17 protein-coding genes and 2 pseudogenes are annotated in these 15,963 nt (G+C 58.8%); 14 read left to right on the top strand and 5 right to left on the bottom strand.

All coding sequences use genetic code 11. The features are described 5' to 3' along the window. Together HNQ99_RS14550 and HNQ99_RS14545 are read left to right on the top strand one after the other, a co-directional pair. Positions 1-339, top strand: a pseudogene (locus tag HNQ99_RS14550) (hypothetical protein); the annotation flags it as partial. After that, positions 339-1,427 carry a relaxase/mobilization nuclease domain-containing protein gene (locus HNQ99_RS14545; protein ID WP_184476921.1) on the top strand — a complete coding sequence of 363 codons (1,089 nt, stop codon included), beginning with the start codon at positions 339-341 and terminating at the stop codon, positions 1,425-1,427. The pseudogene HNQ99_RS14550 and the gene HNQ99_RS14545, both read left to right, overlap by 1 nt. Before the next feature lie 216 nt (positions 1,428-1,643). Here HNQ99_RS14545 and HNQ99_RS14540 read toward each other — a convergent pair whose 3' ends face one another. The 5 genes from HNQ99_RS14540 to HNQ99_RS16460 form a co-directional block, all read right to left on the bottom strand. After that, positions 1,644-2,081: a GFA family protein gene (locus tag HNQ99_RS14540; protein WP_246415014.1), complete on the bottom strand. Its 438-nt coding sequence runs from the start codon at positions 2,079-2,081 to the stop codon at positions 1,644-1,646. A gap of 312 nt (positions 2,082-2,393) precedes the next feature. Continuing rightward, a complete protein-coding gene (locus tag HNQ99_RS14535) occupies positions 2,394-3,014 on the bottom strand; it encodes a hypothetical protein (RefSeq protein ID WP_184476919.1) in 621 nt (206 codons plus the stop codon). A gap of 3 nt (positions 3,015-3,017) precedes the next feature. Continuing rightward, positions 3,018-3,548 (bottom strand): hypothetical protein, encoded by a 531-nt coding sequence (locus tag HNQ99_RS14530; RefSeq protein ID WP_246415013.1) that lies wholly within the window; start codon positions 3,546-3,548, stop codon positions 3,018-3,020. 217 nt (positions 3,549-3,765) lie between these two features. Next, positions 3,766-3,975: a DUF5818 domain-containing protein gene (locus HNQ99_RS14525; RefSeq protein WP_184476917.1), complete on the bottom strand. Its 210-nt coding sequence runs from the start codon at positions 3,973-3,975 to the stop codon at positions 3,766-3,768. Further along, positions 3,975-4,298: a hypothetical protein gene (locus tag HNQ99_RS16460; RefSeq protein WP_221232708.1), complete on the bottom strand. Its 324-nt coding sequence runs from the start codon at positions 4,296-4,298 to the stop codon at positions 3,975-3,977. Before HNQ99_RS16460 ends, HNQ99_RS14525 begins: the two co-directional genes overlap by 1 nt. A 77-nt stretch (positions 4,299-4,375) precedes the next feature. Here HNQ99_RS16460 and HNQ99_RS14515 point away from each other — a divergent pair, with 77 nt between their 5' ends. From HNQ99_RS14515 to HNQ99_RS14465, 12 genes and pseudogenes are all read left to right on the top strand, one after another. After that, on the top strand, positions 4,376-4,918 hold the full coding sequence (locus tag HNQ99_RS14515; RefSeq protein WP_184476913.1) for a thermonuclease family protein: 543 nt from the start codon (positions 4,376-4,378) through the stop codon (positions 4,916-4,918). Positions 4,919-4,940: 22 nt separating this feature from the next. After that, positions 4,941-5,045 (top strand): annotated as a pseudogene (locus HNQ99_RS16705) (hypothetical protein); the annotation flags it as partial. Positions 5,046-5,128: 83 nt separating this feature from the next. Then, the gene (locus HNQ99_RS16700) at positions 5,129-5,254 is read left to right on the top strand and encodes an excalibur calcium-binding domain-containing protein (RefSeq protein WP_246415012.1); all 126 of its coding nucleotides are present in this window, start codon (positions 5,129-5,131) and stop codon (positions 5,252-5,254) included. Between the two features lie 314 nt (positions 5,255-5,568). After that, a complete protein-coding gene (locus HNQ99_RS14505; RefSeq protein ID WP_184476911.1) occupies positions 5,569-6,345 on the top strand; it encodes a helix-turn-helix transcriptional regulator in 777 nt (258 codons plus the stop codon). A 78-nt stretch (positions 6,346-6,423) separates the two neighbouring features. Next, positions 6,424-7,050 carry an acyl-homoserine-lactone synthase gene (locus HNQ99_RS14500; RefSeq protein WP_184476909.1) on the top strand — a complete coding sequence of 209 codons (627 nt, stop codon included), beginning with the start codon at positions 6,424-6,426 and terminating at the stop codon, positions 7,048-7,050. A 34-nt stretch (positions 7,051-7,084) separates the two neighbouring features. Beyond that, a complete protein-coding gene (locus HNQ99_RS14495; protein WP_184476907.1) occupies positions 7,085-7,999 on the top strand; it encodes a phytanoyl-CoA dioxygenase family protein in 915 nt (304 codons plus the stop codon). Continuing rightward, positions 7,999-8,475, top strand: a complete 477-nt coding sequence (locus HNQ99_RS14490; protein WP_184476941.1) for a winged helix DNA-binding protein — start codon at positions 7,999-8,001, stop codon at positions 8,473-8,475. The genes HNQ99_RS14495 and HNQ99_RS14490 overlap by 1 nt, the downstream gene beginning before the upstream one ends. A 327-nt stretch (positions 8,476-8,802) precedes the next feature. Then, entirely contained in the window at positions 8,803-9,357 is a 555-nt protein-coding gene (locus HNQ99_RS14485) for an outer membrane protein (protein ID WP_184476905.1), read from the top strand. Positions 9,358-10,069: 712 nt separating this feature from the next. Beyond that, positions 10,070-11,770, top strand: coding sequence for a TolC family protein (locus HNQ99_RS14480; protein WP_221232707.1), 1,701 nt, complete (start codon positions 10,070-10,072; stop codon positions 11,768-11,770). A gap of 32 nt (positions 11,771-11,802) precedes the next feature. Then, a complete protein-coding gene (locus HNQ99_RS14475; protein ID WP_184476939.1) occupies positions 11,803-13,953 on the top strand; it encodes a type I secretion system permease/ATPase in 2,151 nt (716 codons plus the stop codon). Beyond that, complete coding sequence (locus tag HNQ99_RS14470; RefSeq protein ID WP_184476901.1) at positions 13,950-15,344, top strand: HlyD family type I secretion periplasmic adaptor subunit; 1,395 nt, start codon at positions 13,950-13,952, stop codon at positions 15,342-15,344. The genes HNQ99_RS14475 and HNQ99_RS14470 overlap by 4 nt, the downstream gene beginning before the upstream one ends. A 210-nt stretch (positions 15,345-15,554) precedes the next feature. Next, positions 15,555-15,950: an SEL1-like repeat protein gene (locus tag HNQ99_RS14465; protein ID WP_184476899.1), complete on the top strand. Its 396-nt coding sequence runs from the start codon at positions 15,555-15,557 to the stop codon at positions 15,948-15,950. The last annotated feature ends 13 nt before the right edge of the window (positions 15,951-15,963 follow it).

Below are 15,963 nucleotides of genomic sequence, written 5' to 3'. Positions count from 1 at the left end.
GCCGAGCTTGCCGTGCTGGATGCGCGCGCGGCCGCGCGCGGGACGGATAGGGCGGGGTGGGTCAAGGCACTGATGCGCCGCCATATTGGCTTGAAGGGGAATGTGGATGATGGGTTACGCGGGAGCCTGGCCCCGGTGCGGCTCCAGTTGCAGCGCATTGGCCGCAACCTCAACCAGGCCATGCGGGCAGGCAACGCGGCGATGATGGCCGATACTGGTCTGCAGATCGAACGTGAATTGCGCCGCATCGCGGAGATGCGTCAGGACATCAATGAGCAGATTACAGCGCTGGGAGATGCGCTGCGCGGCGACCTTAGCTATTGGAAGGTTGCTGACTGATGGCGTTCGGTGAGCGCGAGGATGAATTGTGGGGCGTGCTGAAGCCGACGTTTCGGCCGCGCGTGTCTGGTGACCCCAATATCAAATATGCCAAGCATCTCCTGAACCAGACCGGTCCTTTCAAGCCGGTCTCCCATGTCGAACCGCCCTACGCGGATTCTCGTGCCGTCCTGGGCCGCGTGGTCCGCAAAGCGCCTGAAGTTCTGGTGAAAGTGACGGGGCGAAAGAAGGGCGCGGACCATCTGGGCGCCCATCTGAGCTATGTCGGTCGCAACGGTGAGATCGCGATCGAGACCCGCGATGGAGAAGTCCTTACCGAAAAGGGGGAGGTCCAACAGATCGCGCAAGAGTGGTCCGATCCGCTCTATTGGCGGCAGCGTGCTACCGTATCCGCAGTCTCAATGGTGTTTTCGATGCCGGAGGGAACGAACCCGGAAACGGTGCGGCAGGCTGTGCACGAGACGGCCGAGCGAATGCTTGGCGACAATCATGATTATCTGATGGCGCTGCATACCGATACGCCGAGGCCCCATGTGCATTTGACGGTTCAGGCCGAGGGCATGGATGGCGAGCGCTTCGATCCGCGACGGGAGGATTTGTTCAAATTCCGCGAGGCTTTCGCCGAGGCGCTTCGGAGCCGAGGTGTCGAATGCGAGGCGACGCCGCGCTGGACGCGCGGGCAGGGGAGGGCGGGTACCAGCATGGCCCTTGCCCAGATGCGCGCCAAGATCAGACGCGGGGCATCGCGGCAGCCAACGGAGGCCGACATGCGTCAGGCTCGAGAGGCCTTGGCCATAGCCATGGGGAAGGGGATGTCGCCGCCCTTTGTTGGACGCGCAAAGGAGCGGTGGGAAACCACAAGGCAGACGTACGAGAAGGCTGCGGAGAAGTTGGACCGGTCTGGCGATCCGCGCGATCAGGTTCTCGCCGGCGAGCTGCGCGCGTTCCTGAAAGATCGAACGATCATTGAGACTGTGCCCGATCGCGTATTGAAGGATGCGCTTGAGCGCGTGCGTCGTGCCCGGGAGCGACAGCGTGATAATCCACCAGACAGGAAGCCCTCAGATCGATCCCCACCTGGTCGATAGGCAGCCTCGACTGTTACTATATAAACAGGCAAGAGGATGCGTTACCGTCTCGCTCGGAGTGGCGGCAGACAGCGACATCTCCGGTTTGCTGCAACCCGAGAAAAGCTAATCAATCCAAAGACCATGCTCTCGGTGCCAATCCTCCAGCGCGTTGTCCGGATATTCCTCAAAACACTGGTCGTCTGGGCCGATCTCGGGCTCGACCCACATGGCCTTCTACGAGAGCATCATGTGGACGAGTGACGGGGCCTTCGGCAGTTCGCTATCGATAGCCGACGCGAAGGGATGGAAGAGCTCGGGATATTCTGGGCTGAACACCCACAGCGCACTGGCGCATGCGGCGCAGAAATGCCGCTCCCCCGTGCTGACGCGGCACCCACCCTGGCCATCGTAAAGCTCAGCGTGAAACACGGCGATCTTACCCGCGACCTTTAGCGTCCGCTTGTCGGCGTGAATATTGATTGCGTATCCGCCGCCACCCGCAGTCTTCCGGGATATGGAACAATAGCACCGCATGAACGGCAATGGAGCGTGGCTGTCGGCGGAGAAGCGACGCTCACCGCAGCGGCCGACCCATCGAGCTTTAGGGGCATGACCAGATCCTTTCGCTCGGTGAACTGCTATGTCGTGGGCGGGTTCCGCTACGCGGTCCATCGATAACCAATGCGCCCATATTGGGATAGCGCACTTTCTGATTGAAGGTCGCAATGACAATGCGCGCTTTCCGTCCATCCAGTTTCCCTGACCATTGGCGGGCGCTGGCGGATCTTGGGAAGGCATAATTTTTGTCAATCGCCTTAGAGATGCTCATCTGGGGAATATCGACTGTTACGGATGAATCTTCTCGCCAGTTCTGATCAGCTTCCAAAGCTGTGATCCGATCATTTGGATCCAGTCCAGGAACGAGACATATGCGTCGAAAGGTGGCGATCGCTGAAGGATATTCCCTTCCCTCATTGCCTGACCCTATGTCCCGGGCTCTTCATTGCGCGGTGATTGATGGTGTTGAGGCTGCTCAATTCCAGCTCCTCCGACGGTGGGCGGAACTGCTGGATCTGTCTCAGCCGGCGCGGGTACCTTATCGACATATCCCGTGAACGTGTCACCAGCCTTGAGTCTTCCGCTATCACCGCCATTGAGGAGGCCCAGTAATCCAAAGCCAACCACTGCCAGAACGACACCTGCCCCATTTCCGTCGCCTCGATCGGCAAATTCACCTCGAAGCGGCAACGGACCGGTTGGGAGATCAATATGGAGAAGGCGGGCATTGAGGCGTCCGGCCTTTCCGACAGCGCCGTTCTTTTTCACCTCTACTATTTCGCCCCAGGCGGTGGTCCCAACGGGGATGAGAGGTGATCCATTAATATAGACTGGTTCGTCCACCCGCAGCTTGAACCGCTCCCCATTGCGGGCGTTGCGGCTTGTGATCTCTTTCAGGATCATCAGACGAACAGGCGTCCCCGGCGGCACAATTTGTGCGACCGGACGGACTGTGGGAGTGCTGACCATTGGTTCTGTCACGATGGGTGCCGAAGGCGGCGCGGTGGCAGCTGCCACGACGGCGGCTGCCACAACCATGATGTTCATGGATTATTCTGCAGCCGGAGCGGCCGGTGCGACAGGATCGATAAACTTGATCGCAACACCGGTTGCCGAGCTTGATCCCCAGCTGAACGCGGTTACATGGGCATCCCCATATTGCGCCTTGATCACCGCGTCCGCGCCGAGCTTTTCACCGCGCTCCCACAGTTCGCGATAGATCTTTTCCTGGCTTGGTGCCTTGCTGAAGATGGTAGCCTTTCGCACCCCGGCTTTTACGTCGCCCAGCACCTTATAGGGCCGATCAGTGATATCATGGGGGAAGACCGGCACGCCGACTTCCTCATTGTTGATCACATATTGCTTGGTGACGGGCGCCGCATTGAGTGAAAACGGCACGCAAACCGCCGCGATTGCGGCGGCAAAGTAAATAGAAGTTTTCATAAATTCCCCCGAATTGAAGGGGTAAGAATGGCGATCAGCCAACTCCCCGTCAAGTTCATTGTTGTTACTCTTGAGTTTTGAAAACGTGGTGAAATTTAGCTTATCATCATAGACCAGGCATTTGCTGATGTCCTTCACACTACAAAACGTCGTCCGGAAATGCGCTGGGGCAGAGCATCGGCTACGGCTTTCGCCGCACTGCCCAGACCAGAGAGGAAATGCTGGTGACGAGCGCCGCCAGTCCGACCAATATTGGGGCATCCAATATAACAACCATGATCCGACTCCCTTCGCCGGATATTGTTCACATTATGTTCTATGTAGGACAGCTTTTTTGGGTTGGGCGGCTCTATGGCTAAAGGTCGCCTGCGGCGCCAATGCGCTCAACCGAAAGAATATCAAAGCCGATGCGCTCGCCTTCAACGGTGACCCGTTTCCCAAGCCATCGATGAAGGGTGCGATCGGGATCCAGGGTCCAGACACCGCCATCATCGACACGAAGCACATATCCTCGGGCGCTCTGGCCGAGCCGCCCCGTGATCGTGTGACGCGTTCCTCTTGGCATTAATGAATGCTCCTTTGCGGCGAAGTTTGTTCGAGTTCCCGAATGCGACGCAGGATCGACAGCCAGAGCTTGTGACCATCAAGATCACCCTTTTTGAGCAGGAGATCGGTGTTCATGGCGGCTCGAATAGTTGCATCCTCACCATGCATGTGGATCATCTTGTTGGCGCAGGCCCAGATTTCCCAATCGTTAATGCTCATGCCATGCCAGTCGCTATCGTTCCGCCTCGATGAAAGCGCGGCCGGTCGGGTCGCGCCCTGGCCGCCGCCGCCTCGTGTCTCAAGGACGGGCCGTGCGATAAGCGGATAATCTGAAAAGATCAAACGAGCCGGCCTGCAGACAACGCTGAGATTTCTCAAATATCCGCGACAGTCTTCCCCAATTCACGTAATAGATTCGTATGGGGCGGGAGAAACGAAGCTGGGCCAATGCCCACTATCGGGAATGGAGAGAGAAGAAACGCCGCTCTCGGCGCGGCAAACGCATGGGCGAAGTGCGGCTATACGCCACAGCCTTCTTGCTGATGGTCGGCACCTTCTGCCTCGTTTTCTTCTGGCCCGCCGGCAAGGGCGCAAGCGTGGCGGCCATCCCATCGGCCAACCAGTTTTCCTGCAAGGTGAGCCGCATCACGGATGGCGATACGCTTCGCTGCGCGGATGGCACGCGTGTCCGCCTCCATGCCGTCGCCGCCCGCGAATCCGATGGAAGCTGCAAGCCAGGGCATCCTTGCCCCACGGCATCCGCCTCTGAAGCGACAGCCACATTATCAGCGCTTGCGAGCGGTCAGACGCTGCAATGCGAACAGACCGGCACCAGCTACAATCGCGTTGTCGCTATTTGCCGTGATGAGGCGAACATCGAGATCAACTGCGCCATGATTGAAAGCGGAACCGCCCTGGTGTGGCCCAGATATAATCAGGAAAGAGCGATCTGCCGCCGTTGAGCGCTGACTTTCCAAAGCGGGAATGTGGGTAGGGGAAATAATGCTGCGCGCCGTCTTTCTGCTGTTACTTGCCACGAGTGGGCCGACCTTGGCGCATGGTGGTGGCCTTGATGCTGCTGGTTGTCATACCAACCGGAAAACCGGGGACTATCACTGTCACCAAGGCGCGGCGCGCGCCTTGGCGCCGACAAGGCCACCAAGCACCACGATATGCAGGGCTCCGCCTATCCCAACTGCGCCGCCGCTCGCGCGGTCCGCGCTGCCCCAGTCTACCTTGGCGATCCAGGCTATGGACGCCATCTTGATCGGGATGGCGATGGGGTGGGGTGTGAATGAGACGGCATTCATTCCGGGGTCTTGATCCGCGAAGGGTTACCACAGCAAACCGCCCGTCGGCTTAGCGTGCTCCCATAACGCTTTGAAAATGATCTCCAACGGCCGATGGTCCGCTAAATGTGAAAATCGGACGGGCGGGTGTATCGTCCGCAAGACGGACTAACCTCTCCTCCCATAATCACAACTAAATCTATCCATAGATTCTCCTCGCTATCTGCTAAATCGTGGTTAATACGATTTCGTACGATATGTATTACTGCCATTTTTCGCCGCCTGGCGTGACACATGCTGCCTTTGAAAGGGGGAAGGGAGTAATGTCGCACTTATTGGATGTACAGCAGTTCATTGAAGCATCCCGAAAGGTACGGAACGCCCGGGAATTAGAGGCGCTGATAGCCGCCATCACCTTGGACATGGGCTTTGATTATTACGCCTTGGTTCATCATGTCGATCTGCGGAGATATAATCCGGACTTGCGGCACATGGTGCCTGGCGGTCTCATCGCCTTGTCCAACTATCCTGAGGCATGGGTCGAGACCTATCAGCAGCGAAACATCGTAACCCGCGATCCCATCCTCGTCGCCAGCACGCGAACCGGCGTGGGCTTTGTTTGGGAGGACATGGGTAAGTTCATTGAGATCACGCCCCTGCATAGGGCGATTACTGAAGCCACGCGCCGCGCGGGTCTGATGCAGGGGTTCACGGTGCCGGCCCATGTTCCAGGACAAACGAACGGAACCTGCAATTTCGCGGTGGGTCGGGAACGGGCACTGCCAACCGCCAACCTACCCTTGGCACAACTGATCGGTTCCTTCGCCTTCGAGGCGGCGCGATCGTTGGTTCAACGAACCCTCGAGAAACAGGATCGCCCCACCAAAAGGAAATTAGGCAACCGGCAGCTCGAGTGTCTGGCCTTGATGGCCCAGGGCAAGAGCGATTGGGAAATCGGCCGCATCCTCGGAATCTCGGATTTAACCGTCAAGCGCCATTTCAAACTGGCGCGGGAACTTTACGACGTGCCGCGGAGCGTTCAAGTGCTACTGCGGGCGATCCATGAAGGCCAAATTGCCCTTTCTGATGTCCTTCCCTAATCCTGTCATTGCTCCTGTAGGAGCAATGCGTCCGATGCTAACCAAAGTCATATGGCCTCCGGAACAAAAGGAGGCATTATGGTTTGCATCATCAATGGGCATGAGGAATTGCTCGACCATCCGCTCGTGAGGGCAATGTACAAAGACAGAAAACGGGTTTTCATCGATCTGCTTGGCTGGGACCTGCCCCGACAAGGAGAGTTCGAGCATGATGCATTCGACGACGAGAATGCGGTCTATCTGGTCGTGGCTGACCCGATAACCGGGGATCACCTCGCTTCTTTGCGCCTTTTGCGCACCGATCGCCCGCATCTGATGAGCGAGGTCTTCCCACAGCTTTCCGAGGGTCCCGTTCCGGGCGGTGTTCATATTCGCGAAATTACGCGTCTATGCTTGTCGCCTAGGCTTCGTGCCGCCGAGCGCATCAAGGCGCGCAATGCCTTGGCGAAGGGCCTGATCGAATATGCGCTGCTCATGGACATCAGCGCCTTGACCGGCCTTTCCGAGATCAAGTTCCTCAGCGAAATCCTGTCCGCCGGATGGCGTTGCATGCCCTTGGGCCTGCCCCAGGTGATTGATGGTTCCGTCCTTGGAGCCTTCCAGATCGACGTGACGCCGGAAACGCTGCGCCAGCTCCGTCAATCCTGGCGCTGTGACGTCGATCATCCGCTGGTTTTCGACATCCAATCGCCACTCGCGGCGTAACTCCCTTTCATCAACTCAATCATTGAGGGCAATCATGAACGTGAATTCTCACGAAGCATTCGTGCGTCCCCACGACGCCGACAATCTGGTGGCGCAACTTCAGCGCGACGGCTTTCTCATCCTTCCCAACGTTGTGGACATCGAGCTACTCGACAGCCTTTATGCGGATCTCGAGCCGGAATTTGGTGCGGCGCGCTTTGGCACGGGCGTCTTTTATGGAGAAACCACCAAGCGCTTTGGACGCCTTTTTATGCGGTCGCGGTACGCCGAAGCTTTCGCCCGGCATCCGCTGATCCTTCCTATTGTCGAACAGATTTTGACGCCCTGGTGCGAGACCATCCAGATCAACCTCACCCAGGCAATCGAGATTTTTCCGGGGGCGCCACACCAGGTACCACATCGGGACCAAGATATGTGGCGCGCTGACAAGGGCCGGCAGGACTATATGGTCAACGTCATGTGGGCGCTTGATGATTTTACCCCGGACAATGGGGCGACGCGGCTATGGCCCGGCAGCAATCACGCGCTGCCGGATTCCATGCTGCCGGAAGAATTGAGCGTGAAGGCGGTCATGCCCCGCGGGTCGGCCGCGATCTTTCTTGGGTCCACCTTGCATGCGGGCGGCGCGAACCATTCCACGCGGTCCCGGCGCGGAATGATCATCAGCTACTGTCAGGCCTGGCTCAAGCCCTGGGAAAACCAATGGCTCGCTTATCCGCCCGCCATAGCCCGGACCTTCAGCCCGGAACTAGCGGCATTGGTGGGCTATCGCCAGCTGGCGCCAACCTTGGGGAATTTCGAAGGACAATGTCCTTCGGTCCTGCTGGGTGATGACGCGCCCAGCCATTTGTCCTTTACAGATTTGCTAACCGACGAACAGCAGGAGCTTGCCAAAAATTATCAAGCGCGGTTCGCTGTCGATGGGGAAGGCGCCAAACTGTGCAAGTGATGCTGGTGGTTGGTGATTTCATGGAACTTCCTTGTGAGGAATATGCGAGACATGTGCTCGAGGATAGGACGGACATTAATGCCGAACAATTGAAGGGCGATATGATCAAACGTCTGGCTTCGACAAGGCGTGGGAGTGAGGAACCGACGATCGCGCTTGCAGAGACTCTTATACTCATGCGGCGAAGGCGCGAAGAAGCGCTAGGACGTGAGCTTTTCGCCGATCCCGCTTGGGACATACTGCTCGATCTCTATGTCGCCCGTTCCAGGAACAGGCCCATATCGATCTCAAGCCTTTGCATTGCCGCCAGCGTTCCGGCCACCACGGCCCTGCGCTGGATCAACTCCCTGGCGGAGAGGGGTTGGCTCATCCGAGAGGCCGATCCCAATGACGGCAGGCGTATGTACGTTCGCCTGACGGATGAGGCCTCCAGCAAAATGCGCGACTTTCTTAATTCTTGTCTGACGGCTGAATGAGGCGGCGCAGGAGATCCGCACCGTGGGCGATATGGTTTGCTGGGATGCGGATCTCCAAGGCGTCCAGTTCCGAAAGGACGGCGTCAAGCCGAGCGACAATATTCGCCAGCCTGGGTCTACAATCCGGGGAATCTTGGGGATGATCTTTTCGTGCCATAAGGCGTCATATCTCGCGGAAGCTTAATATGCACCTAACCATATGGGCGCAAATCTATGTCCAAAATATACAATACTGCCTTGAAAATTTCTTCTTATAGGCCGGCAAAACCGGCAGGAGACCGGCAGGTCGCTACTAACCATTAGTCCATTTTCAGGGGGAAATCCTACATGCGTATTCTCATACTTGGCGCTGTTTCAGCGCTAGCCTTTGCCTCGCCCTCAGCCGCCGCCGGATTCCACGCCGACATTCATGGCGGATGGGACAGTGTCTCGATAGCGGGCGCCGATGATGATGGTATCGCTTATGGTGCGGCACTCGGCTACGACCTGCCGGTGGGGCCGAACATGTTCGTAGGTGTGGAAGGCAGCATCGATGACAGCTCGACCAAGGAATGCGTCGGCGATCTGCTCGAAGTCGGCGACAGCCTTTGCGCCAAGACCGGTCGGGATCTGAGCCTCGTCGCTCGTCTCGGCACAAATCTGGGCGATCGGGCCAAGCTCTATGTGCTGGCGGGCTACACCAACGCCCGGCTCAAGCTGTCCTACACCGATTCCACCGGAACTGTCTCCGATGGCGAGAATGGTGACGGCGTGCGTGCCGGTGCTGGCCTGCAACTCGGCCTGGGCTCGGGTGCCTTTGCCAAGGCGGAATATCGCTACTCCAACTATGAGAGCGACTTCAGCCGCCATCAGGTGCTGGTCGGACTCGGCTACGAGTTCTGATCGCAGGCAAATTGATTGTTAAGCTAAGGGAGCGCCCCGGCCGTCATGGTCGGGGCGCTTTCTTTGGGGCATTTGAGCAATCGGCAATCCACAGGTGGGTGGTTGCCACGGGTCAATGTCGTCGTGACAAGAAACCGCTGCATACCCCCAGTGAAATTTGAACGCTCTTGGTTAATGAGGTTACACTCTGCCGACTGTTGGACAGGCGCGCATTGAAAAGAAGGAAACCGACGTTGGCCGTCAGGAGACAAACCGAATTTTCATTATGGACCAATAGTATATGGAAAACGGTTTGTTATCTTACATTACTGATTGCATGGCCGTTGGCAGCATGTTAGCGGTGTCGGCCGCTGGGGGGCAATATACAAAATCGGGTCCGCTCCCACGCGCAAAACACACGCTTACTGGAGCATCGCTGATGCGTGGACCCTGTACATTGATCAAATATCTTATCCTAGACCTTTCGACGAGAATGATATCTAGCCACGTATGACGAACACTCCGCTTGGGGGAAGCGGAGGCCGCGGGGGCATTCATAAAGCTTCTAGATCGGACTCGGCGCTTGCCCGTCTTATTTTGCTGTTGAGCTCTGCCGGTTTCTGGCAGATCGCATATGAATATTGCGATGGCGAGGGCAGCCAAAGCCACGCGGCTTCGGCGCGAGCCTGTTTGGAGGCATATTACTGCCGAGACCCCGCTCATCCCCATAGGCATGGCAAGGACAAAATTTCTTTGCCTGTGTCTGATGCTCGTGGGTCTGATATGGACTGCACCGGTCATTTCGGCTCAAGCGCATGACTGGACCAAGAAGTCCGTCAAACCTTCTAAAGCGCGAGGCGATTATCCTGAACCTTGGCCAACCCCTGATGCAAATGACAGTGAGGCGGCAGAGCCTGATGACAGCCTCGCTCTCGCCATAGCCCAAGCCTATGAAAACAACCCGCTGCTCATGGCAAGGCGATATGAACTGCGGGCAACCGATCATGAGCTTGGCTTGGCTCTCTCTGCAACCCGGGCGAACGCGCAGCTTCAAGTCTCAGGCGGATATGAACAAATCGATCCAGGCCGGATCACGCAGGCGGCCAGGCCCCTGGTCGACCAGCTCAATGATCCGATGATCGACCGCAATGATTTGGGGGCACAGTTCGTCGTTGATCAGCCCTTGCATACAGGTGGGCGGGCGAAAGCCGATATCCTGAGCGCGCGGGCGCAGATCCAGGCGGGGAGAGAGGCGCTGCGTGGGACCGAGGGCGATCTGCTCGTCGACTTGATTGCAGCTTATGCCGATGTCCGGACCGACATGAAGGCGGTGGTTATCCGTCAGAAAAATCTCGACGTCCTTGGCGCGACATTGGACGAGGTCATTGCTCGACGTGAGGCAGGCGAACTCACGCGTACCGACATCGCCCAGGCACAAACGCAGTTGCAATCCGCGCGCGTACAGCTGAACGCCGCGCAGGCACAACTGCAGCAAAGCCGTGCCGCCTTTACAGCGCTCGTGGGCCGCGAACCGGGAAGGCTCGCGCCTGAACCGCCGCTGCCTTTGGTGCCGCAGTCCGCCGATGAAGCCTTTGACATCGCCCAGCGGTTCAACCCGGAACTGGCGGCGGCGATCCATTCGGAGAAGGCGTCGCGGGCGCGCATTGCCGCAGCGCGCGCCGAAGGCCATCCGATCTTTTCCCTGCGGGGTATAGCAGGCGTGACTGGTCCGGCCTCCCCCTTGCATGGCTATAATGAGGATCTGTCGCTGTCAGGCCGGGCGACATTGACCATTCCTTTGACGAGCGGTGGCCGCGTGAGCGCGCTTGTGGGCCAGGCGCTGGACCGCAACAGCGCCGATCGGCTTCGCATCGAAGCGGCGCGGCGGCAGATGGTGCAGAATCTTGTTTCCGCATGGAACCAAATGGCGACGTCCGAGCGCAACGTGCAGGCGCAGCGAGTCCAGCTCGAAGCGGCACAGGTTTATTATGAGGGGACGTTCGAGGAATACCGCGCGGGGCTACGCTCGACATTCGACGTTCTTTACGCACAAAACGCGCTTCGCGAAACCGAGATAGGCCTCCTTGCATCCAATCGCGATCTTTATGTCGCCGAGGCCTCATTGCTGCGCCAATTGGGCCAGCTGGAGGCTGGGAAGCTTCTTGTTGGCGTGGGGCTGTATGATCCCGCACTCCATTTGCGCAAGGTTGAACGTCGCGGCGCCATGCCCTGGGACGGTGTGATCCGTGCGCTCGATCGCATCGGGTCGCCTGATCAGGACCGGCAACGGCTTATGGCGCCAAAGCAGCCCTCTGATGAGCCCACAATGGCATCTACCCCAGAGGCTAGGCGGCAAGCCGATCTCATCACCCATAGTCCAACGACCCCGTTGCCAGGTTCCATGGCGGCGCCACCTGAGACAGGAAAGAAGTGAGCGAAGCCGATCCCCGACCGATAGGGCCGCCAATGCCGATCCCGGCAGACGATAGCGGTCTCATTGCCTACGCTACCTTGCTCGCCATGCATCGCATCGCGGTCGATCCAGCGCAATTAAGGCATAGCCTTGGTCATCATCGCTCCATTAATGCCGATGATCTTAGGCGACTTGCAAAACGGCAGGACGAAGTACGCGCTAAAGCGACGCGATCCAGCTTTGACCAGCTGCAGAATATCCCATTGCCTGCTCTCGCCAATGGACCGAAGGGTTGGTTCATCATTGGCCGTGTCGTCGGCGACGAAATTCTGATTCAGCCCCCGCGCCACGATATCGATGCCGCCCCGTCGCAGGTGGCGAAGGTCGACCGCGCTGGTCTTGAAGCCCTTTGGTCGGGCGAACTCATGCTGGTGACGACGAGGGAAAGCCTGGGCGGTATTTCGCGCGCCTTCGATGTCTCCTGGTTCGTTCCCCAGATCGTGAAATATCGCCGGCTGATCGGCGAGGTCTTGCTGGTGACGCTGGGGATCAACCTTCTGGGTCTCGCTTCCCCGCTTTTCTTCCAGAATGTGATCGACAAGGTGCTGGTCCACAACACGCTCGACACCTTGACCATTCTCATTATTGGTTTCGGGGTGGTCTCCGTCTGGGAGACGGTATTTGGCTGGCTTCGAACCCGGCTATATTCCGAAACCAGCCAGAAGATCGATGTGGAACTTGGCGCCAAATTGTTTCGGCATTTGCTTGGGCTCAATCTTGCCTATTTCGAGGCTAGACGGGTTGGCGACATCGCCATGCGCGTGCGGCAGCTTGAGACGATCCGCGAATTCCTGACCAATGCGTCTTTGACCGTGCTCGTCGACCCACTGTTCACGATCGTGTTTCTCGTGGTCATGTGGATTTATTCCTGGCAGCTTTTCCTGATCGCAGTGCTGGCGATACCGGCTTATTTTGCGGTGGCTCTCTTCGTCACCGGGCCATTGAGGGCGCGGATCGAGGAGAAGTTCGAGCGCGGCGCCGCCAACAATGCACTCCTTGTCGAAAGCATCGGCGGTATCCAGACGGTGAAGGCCGGCGCGGTCGAACCGCAATGGCAGGATCGTTGGGAACGGCAGCTCGCAGGCTACAGCTTTGCCTCGCAAAAGGTCATCAATCTCAGCAATAGCGGAAGCCAGCTTATTCAGCTGATCTCCCGACTTAACATGGTGCTGATCCTCTATTTCGGCGCAAAAGCGGTGATCGACAAGGATCTGACGGTCGGCGGCCTGGTCGCGTTCAACATGTTTGCGCAGAGGGTGTCAGGACCGGTCATCCGCATGGCGCAGCTCTGGCAGGACTTCCAGCAGGTGCGCATTGCGATCGAGCGCCTTGGCGATGTCCTCAATCAGCCGGTAGAGCCAGGAGCGGGCAGCCGCGTCGCTCTGCCCTCGATCAAGGGTCATGTCGCGTTCGACAATGTGAGGTTCCGCTATGGCCTCGAAGGCGCCTGGACGCTGGAGGACATTGACTTGAATGTCGAGGCAGGATCGACCCTCGGCATTGTGGGATCATCGGGCTCGGGCAAATCCACGCTGACCAAGCTCCTGCAGCGCCTTTATGTGCCCGCCTCCGGCCGTGTCCTCATCGATGGCGTGGATATCGCGCAGATCGATCCCGCCTGGCTGCGCCGGCAAATCGGCGTCGTCCTCCAGGAAAATCTGCTTTTCAACCGGTCGATCCGCGAGAATATCGCCCTTGCCAATCCCGCCATGCCATTGGAACAGGTCATCGCTGCAGCGACCCTGGCCGGCGCGCATGAATTCATCGTCAAGCTGCCGCAGGGCTATGACACGCCGGTCGAGGAGCGCGGCACGAACCTCTCTGGCGGCCAGCGGCAGCGGCTCGCTATTGCCCGCGCGCTCGTCACCTCCCCGCGCATTCTCATCCTTGATGAGGCGACCTCCGCGCTTGATGCGGAAAGTGAGGAGATCATCCAGACCAACCTCAAGGCGATGGCCAAGGGACGGACCGTCATCATTATCGCGCATCGCCTCTCGGCCATCCGCCAATGCGACAGCATCATCACGCTTGAAGCCGGCCGCATCGTCGAGCGGGGCACGCATGAGGAGCTGCTGCGCGCCAATGGCCGCTATGCCGATCTCTATCGCCGGCAGACAGGCCTCGCCGAAGGGGTGCTGGCATGAACGCCTGGACGCATAATTGGGAGGTGCTGAAGGCTTCGTGGAAGGCCGACACCGAACGGCGCAAGGGTTTCATACCCTCCGCCGAAACCGATTTCCTGCCCGCCGCGCTGGAGGTCATCGAGCGGCCGGTTTCGCCCACCGCCCGGGTTGTAACATGGGTTCTGCTGGTTGGGCTTGTCATCACCTGCCTTTGGACCACCTTCGGCCGGGTCGATGTCGTGGCCTCTGCCCCCGGGCAGCTATTGCCCACCGGCAATATCAAGATCGTCCAGAGCCCTAGCGGGGGCGTGGTGCGGGCCATCTATATCCATAACGGCGATGTCGTGAAAAAGGGACAGGCATTGGTTGAGCTCGATCCGACGCTTTCGGGCGCGGACCTGGCCCAGGCGCAAAAGGCGCTGGCCGCCGCCGAGCTTGAGGCGGCGCGCAATCGCGCCATCGCTGATGCGCTTTCGGGCAAGGGCCTCAACTTTACCCCGCCATCGGGCACCCCCGCCAATATTGTCGAGACGCAAAAGCGCCTGATCGCCGCGCAAATCGTGCAGATCGATGCCACCACCGCCAGCCTTTCGGCCGCGCGGGCGACGGCGCTTTCCGACGCGCAGGCGGCGCGGGCGCAGGTCGCGAAATTGTCCGACACCGTGCCCATCCTCGACCGGCAGATCGAGAACATGAATGCGCTCGACGCCAAGGGCTATGCGCCAGGTCTGCGGCTTCTTGAACTCCAGCGCCAGAGGCGGCAGGAGGCAGGGGAACGGGATGTCGCGCAAACGCAGATCGGCCGCGGCCTTTCCGAAGCGCGCAAGCTGGAGCAGCAAATCCGGGAAACGCGCGAACAGGCACGCAGGGAAGCGCTGGCCGATCTCGCAAAAGCCGAGGCGGAGGCAATCTTGCGCCGGGAGGAAGTGACAAAGGCCAGTCAGAAGAACCGGCTTGAGCGCCTGCGCGCGCCTGCCGACGGCACCATCCAGCAACTTGAGATCCATACGATCGGTGGCGTGGTCGAGGCCGCAAAGCCGCTGATGGTGCTCGTGCCCGCTAATGACGGGATCAAGGTGGAGGCGCGCGTCCTCAACAAGGATGTCGGCTTTGTCCATGTGGGGCAGGAGGCCGCCGTGAAGCTCGAGGCGTTCCCCTTCACGCGATATGGCACAGTCCCGGGACGCGTACGCTCGATCAGCCGCGATGCGGTGCAAGACAAGGAACTGGGCCTTGTCTATATCGCGACAATAATCCTGGAGCGAAACTATGTTGATGCGGATGGGCGTCCAGTGACGCTTTCTCCGGGTCTGGCCGCGACTGTGGATATTCGTACAGGAACGCGCAGGATCATCAGCTATCTCTTGTCGCCTTTGCAGAGCAGCATTGCACAGGCGGGGCGAGAAAGATGAGTCGCAATATGTCTCGAGAGACGACCGTCTAAGGGAAAGCGAAAATTGTATAAAATGGACAATATTGCAAAATGGAGATTACTGGACTCTTTGATTTTATTCAGCTTGGATAATTGCCTTGACTGACGATATTCGAACATTACGAATTGGTAATGAGGGGGATGAAGAAATGCGCCGGTGGCAATCGCCACATATGCCAGGCATTCGGGGATGAAGCGCCCGACCGCTCCGCTGATCGGCTTGGCGCTTCTGGGCGCCTCGGCATGCGCCCGTTCCAGCTATATGGGCATATCGATGATACCCGGCGCGGCCGATCGGCAAGTGCAGGCGCTTGCGGTGCGTGCGCAGGCGGGAGACAAGCAGGCGCAATTGGATCTCGGCATCAGGTTCGAGGAAGGCAAGGGTGTGCCGCAGGACACGGCACGAGCGGTGAAGCTCTACCAGCAGGCGGCAAGCGATAGTGGTGGGCGAATGTGGGTCTATGCCCCCTCGCCCGGCAACGGCGCGCCCGCGCGCGCAATTCCGATCGATCGCGGCCCAAGGCAAAAGGGGCTGGAAGAGGCGAAGAGGCGTGCAAATGAGCTGGTGCGGAGCAAGGGCACATGATTAGCATCGCCTT

The organism is Rhizorhapis suberifaciens, from assembly GCF_014200045.1.
In the GTDB taxonomy this organism is placed as follows: domain Bacteria; phylum Pseudomonadota; class Alphaproteobacteria; order Sphingomonadales; family Sphingomonadaceae; genus Rhizorhapis; species Rhizorhapis suberifaciens.
The sequence above is the reverse complement of the archived record's forward strand: the minus strand, read 5'-3'. Positions and strand labels throughout refer to the sequence as shown.

Excerpts from the sequence above, each read along its gene's own strand:
- HNQ99_RS14545 (WP_184476921.1), top strand. The coding sequence starts at position 339 with ATGGCGTTCGGTGAGCGCGAGGATGAATTGTGGGGCGTGCTGAAGCCG.
- HNQ99_RS14540 (WP_246415014.1), bottom strand. The coding sequence starts at position 2,081 with ATGGACCGCGTAGCGGAACCCGCCCACGACATAGCAGTTCACCGAGCG.
- HNQ99_RS14535 (WP_184476919.1), bottom strand. The coding sequence starts at position 3,014 with ATGAACATCATGGTTGTGGCAGCCGCCGTCGTGGCAGCTGCCACCGCG.
- HNQ99_RS14525 (WP_184476917.1), bottom strand. The coding sequence starts at position 3,975 with ATGCCAAGAGGAACGCGTCACACGATCACGGGGCGGCTCGGCCAGAGC.
- HNQ99_RS14515 (WP_184476913.1), top strand. The coding sequence starts at position 4,376 with ATGGGGCGGGAGAAACGAAGCTGGGCCAATGCCCACTATCGGGAATGG.
- HNQ99_RS16700 (WP_246415012.1), top strand. The coding sequence starts at position 5,129 with ATGCAGGGCTCCGCCTATCCCAACTGCGCCGCCGCTCGCGCGGTCCGC.
- HNQ99_RS14505 (WP_184476911.1), top strand. The coding sequence starts at position 5,569 with ATGTCGCACTTATTGGATGTACAGCAGTTCATTGAAGCATCCCGAAAG.
- HNQ99_RS14500 (WP_184476909.1), top strand. The coding sequence starts at position 6,424 with ATGGTTTGCATCATCAATGGGCATGAGGAATTGCTCGACCATCCGCTC.
- HNQ99_RS14495 (WP_184476907.1), top strand. The coding sequence starts at position 7,085 with ATGAACGTGAATTCTCACGAAGCATTCGTGCGTCCCCACGACGCCGAC.
- HNQ99_RS14490 (WP_184476941.1), top strand. The coding sequence starts at position 7,999 with ATGCTGGTGGTTGGTGATTTCATGGAACTTCCTTGTGAGGAATATGCG.
- HNQ99_RS14485 (WP_184476905.1), top strand. The coding sequence starts at position 8,803 with ATGCGTATTCTCATACTTGGCGCTGTTTCAGCGCTAGCCTTTGCCTCG.
- HNQ99_RS14480 (WP_221232707.1), top strand. The coding sequence starts at position 10,070 with ATGGCAAGGACAAAATTTCTTTGCCTGTGTCTGATGCTCGTGGGTCTG.
- HNQ99_RS14475 (WP_184476939.1), top strand. The coding sequence starts at position 11,803 with ATGCCGATCCCGGCAGACGATAGCGGTCTCATTGCCTACGCTACCTTG.
- HNQ99_RS14470 (WP_184476901.1), top strand. The coding sequence starts at position 13,950 with ATGAACGCCTGGACGCATAATTGGGAGGTGCTGAAGGCTTCGTGGAAG.
- HNQ99_RS14465 (WP_184476899.1), top strand. The coding sequence starts at position 15,555 with ATGAAGCGCCCGACCGCTCCGCTGATCGGCTTGGCGCTTCTGGGCGCC.